This window comes from Paraburkholderia lacunae, assembly GCF_003353175.1.
GTDB classification, from domain to species: domain Bacteria; phylum Pseudomonadota; class Gammaproteobacteria; order Burkholderiales; family Burkholderiaceae; genus Paraburkholderia; species Paraburkholderia lacunae.
The window spans coordinates 1-4,902 of the sequence record NZ_QHKS01000074.1 but is presented as its reverse complement, the minus strand read 5'-3'; the positions used below and the strand labels follow the sequence as shown (position 1 = coordinate 4,902).

At 61.5% G+C, this 4,902-nt stretch carries 4 protein-coding genes; 3 read left to right on the top strand and 1 reads right to left on the bottom strand.

What is annotated here, in order from left to right; genetic code table 11:
- Positions 1 to 134 precede the first annotated feature (134 nt).
- A complete protein-coding gene (locus DLM46_RS38675; protein WP_115110321.1) occupies positions 135 to 1,250 on the bottom strand; it encodes an AI-2E family transporter in 1,116 nt (371 codons plus the stop codon).
- 269 nt (positions 1,251 to 1,519) lie between these two features.
- On the opposite strand from DLM46_RS38675, the gene DLM46_RS38670 reads away from it, so the two are divergent.
- The 3 genes from DLM46_RS38670 (at position 1,520) to DLM46_RS38660 (ending at position 4,611) form a co-directional block, all read left to right on the top strand.
- On the top strand, positions 1,520 to 2,734 hold the full coding sequence (locus tag DLM46_RS38670) for a DUF2863 family protein (protein ID WP_115110318.1): 1,215 nt from the start codon (positions 1,520 to 1,522) through the stop codon (positions 2,732 to 2,734).
- A gap of 210 nt (positions 2,735 to 2,944) precedes the next feature.
- Positions 2,945 to 3,823: a response regulator transcription factor gene (locus tag DLM46_RS38665; protein ID WP_115110325.1), complete on the top strand. Its 879-nt coding sequence runs from the start codon at positions 2,945 to 2,947 to the stop codon at positions 3,821 to 3,823.
- A 113-nt stretch (positions 3,824 to 3,936) separates the two neighbouring features.
- Complete coding sequence (locus DLM46_RS38660) at positions 3,937 to 4,611, top strand: energy-coupling factor ABC transporter permease (RefSeq protein WP_115110315.1); 675 nt, start codon at positions 3,937 to 3,939, stop codon at positions 4,609 to 4,611.
- Positions 4,612 to 4,902 lie beyond the last annotated feature (291 nt).

The window sequence follows — 4,902 nt, the reverse complement described above, 5'->3', positions numbered from 1 at the left end:
TTCCAACCTGCCCGCCTCGCTGAAAGCCTTGCCACTGCTGGCTCTCCCGCCTCCCGCGCCCCGTTGTCCGGAGCACGAAAGAGCGAGATTCTAGCGAGCCGGACGAAGGCTTGCAAGCGTTATCTGGAATTTATTCAAGGCGCCTTTTCTACGCGTCCCGATTCATCGGCGACTGGCATTTTTACGCCCGACTCCGGAGCACGGGCAGTTGGAGCCCCAATCGTCCAATCGTGCAACACGGTATAGGCAACCGCCAGCAAAGTCGGGCCGATGAAAACGCCGAGGAAGCCGAAAGCAAACGCCCCACCCAGGATACCCAGCATTACCAGAATCAGCGGCATGTCGCTATTCTTGCCGATCAGGATCGGCTTGATCACATTGTCGGCCATACCGACAACCAGCACGCCCCACACGATCAGGAAGATTGCCCAACCGGTCGCGCCGCCGTGATACAGCCAGATTGCCGCGGGTAACCATACGACCACCGGGCCGCCTGGTATCACCGACAGGAAGAAAGTCGCCAACCCGAGCAGCGCTGGCGCCGGCACACCGGCGACCCAACAACCGAAGCCGGCAAGGATGCCCTGCACGAGCGCCGTGCCAAGAATTCCGTAGACCACGCCCTTCACCGTACCGCCCGCCAGCGCCAGCAGATAGTCTGCACGTTCGCCGGCAATCCGCCGCATGCCCGCATTCAACCAGGCAGCCGCACCCTCTCCACCGGTATAAAAGAAGAACGCCAGCACAATACTCAGCGCCAACAACCCAAGACCGTGCGTAACAGCAATCGCAGCCGCCAGAATCCACTTGCCGGCCGGCGCCGCCAACGTACGCAATTGCGCGATCAGTTCAGAGTTGCTGCTTGTCACGTGCTCCCAAAACGCCTCGATGCTCGAACCGACCAGCGGAATCCCCCCGACCCACGACGGCAAATCCGGCAAGCCTGCGTCAAAAAGCCTTTCCGTCAGCGCGACAATCTCGTGAACGTGCGCGCCGAACGCAAAACCCGCATAGACAAACGGTCCAAGCACCACGACCAGAATAATGATCACAATCAGCGTCGCAGCCCACTTGCGCCGCCCGCCAAACGCTGTTGTCAGTCGGCGGTATAGGCCCCACGAGCTATAGCTCAGAATCGCGCCCCACAGCAGCGCCGTCGTAAATGGCGCCAGTACGAGTAGCGAACCGCCCACCAATACAATCAAAGCGAATACAGCGGCGAGACGTTCGATCAGTTGGTCCGATCTCACAATGATTCCCCCTGTTGTGCCAGACCACGGCGACGAGTAGACACGCTTGCCGGGCACGTACTGAAAGCTGTCAGTATAGAAGCGAGCCTCCGCGCCGGAGACGTCTTATATCATCAGGCCAAGCTGGCGGGCAACGCCCTCCACGGCCATCAAGACAGGCTTTTTTTCATGTCGGAACGTCCCGATCCGTTCGGCATTGCCGGCCAAATAATATGGCGGCGGAGAAAAGACTAGAATATAAGGTTCTGTGCACCCCAATTTCCGGATTTATGCGCTCGCGAATCGCCAAACGTCTCCCCCCCGATGCCGACAAGCTTGTCGGTCTCTCGCTCGCGCTATTCGCGTCGGGCAGCCGCATCGAAGACCGCTTCTGGGAAGCGAAGCTCGATGCGCTGCTGGCCAAGATCGTCCGAAACGCCAATCAGACTACGCTGGACGCCGCGCTCGACCATCTTCAGCAAAACCACCCAGATGCCTACGGCGCGCTCGCCGATATGGCGGAAACGCATAGCGAATCGTTCATCGTCGACCACGAAGGTGTTCCGCATGAAGCGCTGCTGATCGCCGCGCCCGTGCTGGCCTGGACTCGCTACATGATTCCTTCCGGCCCGCTCAAAGGCGACGCAGCCGACGCATTGCGCGCGCATCTACAGGCACATGTGCTCGCGGCCAATACGCGTGTCGCGATGGCGCCGTTCCTGTACAGCATCGATCAACTGCCACGTCACCACGTCGAAACGTGGCGCCTTGCCCAGCAGCTCGCTCAAGCAGCAATGGGCGGCGGCAACGTCAAGCTCAATTTCGGCGAATTGCCGGAAACTTCGCCGATTCTGGCCGACCCGCGTTTCCTGCTGGCCGTGGTCGCAGCACCCGTCGGCGAGCCGACGTTCCGCTGGCAGGAAGAAGAACACGGCAGCCGGATCGAACGTGGGCAATGCCTTGAACAATGGGCAACACAAGGGGGTGCCAATTTGTCGCTGGTGCTTCCCGGCTGCGAATTCGAGTGCCTGCTACCCGATGCGTACTATTCGGCCTGCCGCGACGCCGACGAACGTGTGCGCCCTCACACAGTCCGGACGGCCGTGCGCTACCTATTCGACACAATCGGCGCGGCGCCGCAGGACTTGCGCGCGGTTGTCGCGGGCTTCGGCGAGCGCCGCATCGACGAGTACCGTGTCGGCTTCACGCGCCGCGGCAGCAATGACGTGATCTACGGCGTCGTGTGGCCACTGTACGGCCGCGAGAACGGCGAACCCGGCATCGACGAAGAAGCGGACCAGGCCGCGGAGAACGACGGCCCGCTCGAAGAAATCGTCGCGTTGCTCAAAGAGACCGGCGTGACCGATGTCCGCCGCCACGCGGGCCGCTTCGAGCCGGAATATTGCGACGACTGCGGCGTCCCGCTCTACGCGGACCCGCTCGGCGAGATCGTCCACGCCGAAATGCCGGAGGACGCTGAGCCCGCGCAGCCGCATTTCCATTGACGCATCGGCGCCAGCGTTCTGGCGTCGAAATGAATAAGCCCTGCCTCGCGCAGGGCTTTTTTTATGGCGCTCTTCTTATGCCTTTTGGACAGGCCGTCAAATCGAAGGGAATTTGTCATCATAGGCCCGGTGACGCATCGCAACGCGCCCGGCTCCTTCGCCGGTTCGTCTGCATCGCACTACTTCGTCCGATTCATCTGGAGACATGGCATGCGATTCTCGATACTCAACTCAGACGCGGAACGACGCGATGGGCTCAAAGCGCTACTGCGGCAAATCGACCGGCTAGCGCGTTTTAATGAAGCACAAGATTGGCGTCAGGTTGAGCGCACACTCAAGCGCCAATGGCCCGACTTGCTGGTGATCGACTGGCAGGACTGGATGTCGGTTGCGGATACCCGACGCCTGCTCAGCCACTACCCGGGCCTGCGCATTGCCGTACTAACCGACCAGGTTTCGCCCGCCTGCGTGCGAGACCTGATGGACGAAGGCGTGCTCGGCGTGGTGCCGCGCGAAACCGACCCGTGCCTGATCGTACGGGCCTTCGAGATGGTGCTGCTGGGCGGTCACTATGTGCCGGCGGGCGCATTGGCGCTCAATCCCCCACTGCCTCCGGATGCCGTCATCCGCCCATTCGACGACAAGAGTCCGCCACCGCGCCGCGTCCGGCTTTCCAGCGGTCTGTCGCCGCGCCAGGAGCAGATCATGCGCTGCGTCCACATGGGCAGCACGAACAAGATGATCGCGCGCACGCTCGGCATCAGCGAAGGAACCGTCAAGATCCATCTAACCAGCATATTCCAGCAACTCGGGGCGCCCAATCGCGCGGCCGCGGTCGCGCTTTACAACGGCTGGCTGTCGGCTCATTTGCAAGTACTGCGCAACGACGGCGAAAGCCCGGCTCGGCCGGTGATGGGGCAAACCGGCGTGGTGCCGTTGCGGCGCCGTACGCCGCGGCGTTTCCAGTATCCGTTGCCAACTAACGACACGGCAGACACGCAGCCGATGGCCGCCGAACCGAGCACGCCCTTTGGCGATCCGCCGCCCGCCGACTCAGCATCGGAACCTGCTACGGAAGGCTCGGCATGACATCAGCCGGCGCAAATGCCGACGTCAGGGCGCGCACCATTCCGCCGGCGTTTGCGCCGGCTGGCATGGAATCCGCTCACACCTTTCTTCGTCCAACGAGTAATATGAGATACATGGGTTTCCTCTACACACTGCTTCCGTTCTGGGTCGCTGTCGGTGGCTGGATCGCCACTGCGATAGTGGTCGCGCTCGCGCTGTGGAAAAACCCTTTCAAACGACTTCAGGACGGCACGCTGCAGCACGTCTGGCTCGCGATCATTGTCGCGATTTCGGTGCTGTGGGCCAGCAACGCATGGCTAGACGACGGCACCGTCATGCATCTGCTCGGCGCCACTCTGGTCGTCACGCTATTCGACTGGGCGCTGGCGCTGATTGCGATGGCGGTGGTCACCGGTCTGGCCGCCGTCGTTTTCGACGCCCCCTGGCAGGGCATTGCACTGACTTTCCTGATATTCGGCGCACTGCCTGTCGGCATCTCGACGCTGGTTCAGCGCGCCAGCATCGCCTGGCTGCCGCGCAACATGTTCATGTTTATCTTCGGCCAGGGCTTTGTTTCGCCGGCTATTGCCGTGTCGCTTACTGCGGCGGCGGCGCTTGGCATTCACGTCGGGCTTGCCGACGGTTCGATGACGGTAGTGCCGGCCGGCTATGCATTCAGCGTGCTTCTACTAGCCACCGGTGAGGCCTGGTTCACCGGCATGTCGACGGCTCTGATCGCAGTCTACCGGCCCGCATGGGTCACCACCTACGACGTGCGCCGATATCGATTGGGCGGACCACGCACCTGACATCCGCTGCTATATCAAGCAGGCATCCGCGGCAATCGGCCGCCTCGGCGCGGCGCGTCTGAGCCTGTGCACCACGACAGGACAAAATATTTATGTCAGCATTGAACTCCTTCCTCGCGTTGGGCATCTTACGTGCCTGATGTCTCATTAGCGTCTAACGAACTAGTATCCCGAGTTAAAAATTCATTGCCTTATTTGCGTTGTGTACTAACCTGGGTTGCAGGGTTCGCAAATAAGCGAGGCGACAATGAGAGGAAGACCGAAGGCACCACTGGTGCTGAGTGAAGCGGA

What these genes read in the sequence shown, in the direction of transcription:
- DLM46_RS38660 (WP_115110315.1), top strand. Translation starts at nt 3,937, where the DNA reads ATGGGTTTCCTCTACACACTGCTTCCGTTCTGGGTCGCTGTCGGTGGC.
- DLM46_RS38665 (WP_115110325.1), top strand. Translation starts at nt 2,945, where the DNA reads ATGCGATTCTCGATACTCAACTCAGACGCGGAACGACGCGATGGGCTC.
- DLM46_RS38670 (WP_115110318.1), top strand. Translation starts at nt 1,520, where the DNA reads ATGCGCTCGCGAATCGCCAAACGTCTCCCCCCCGATGCCGACAAGCTT.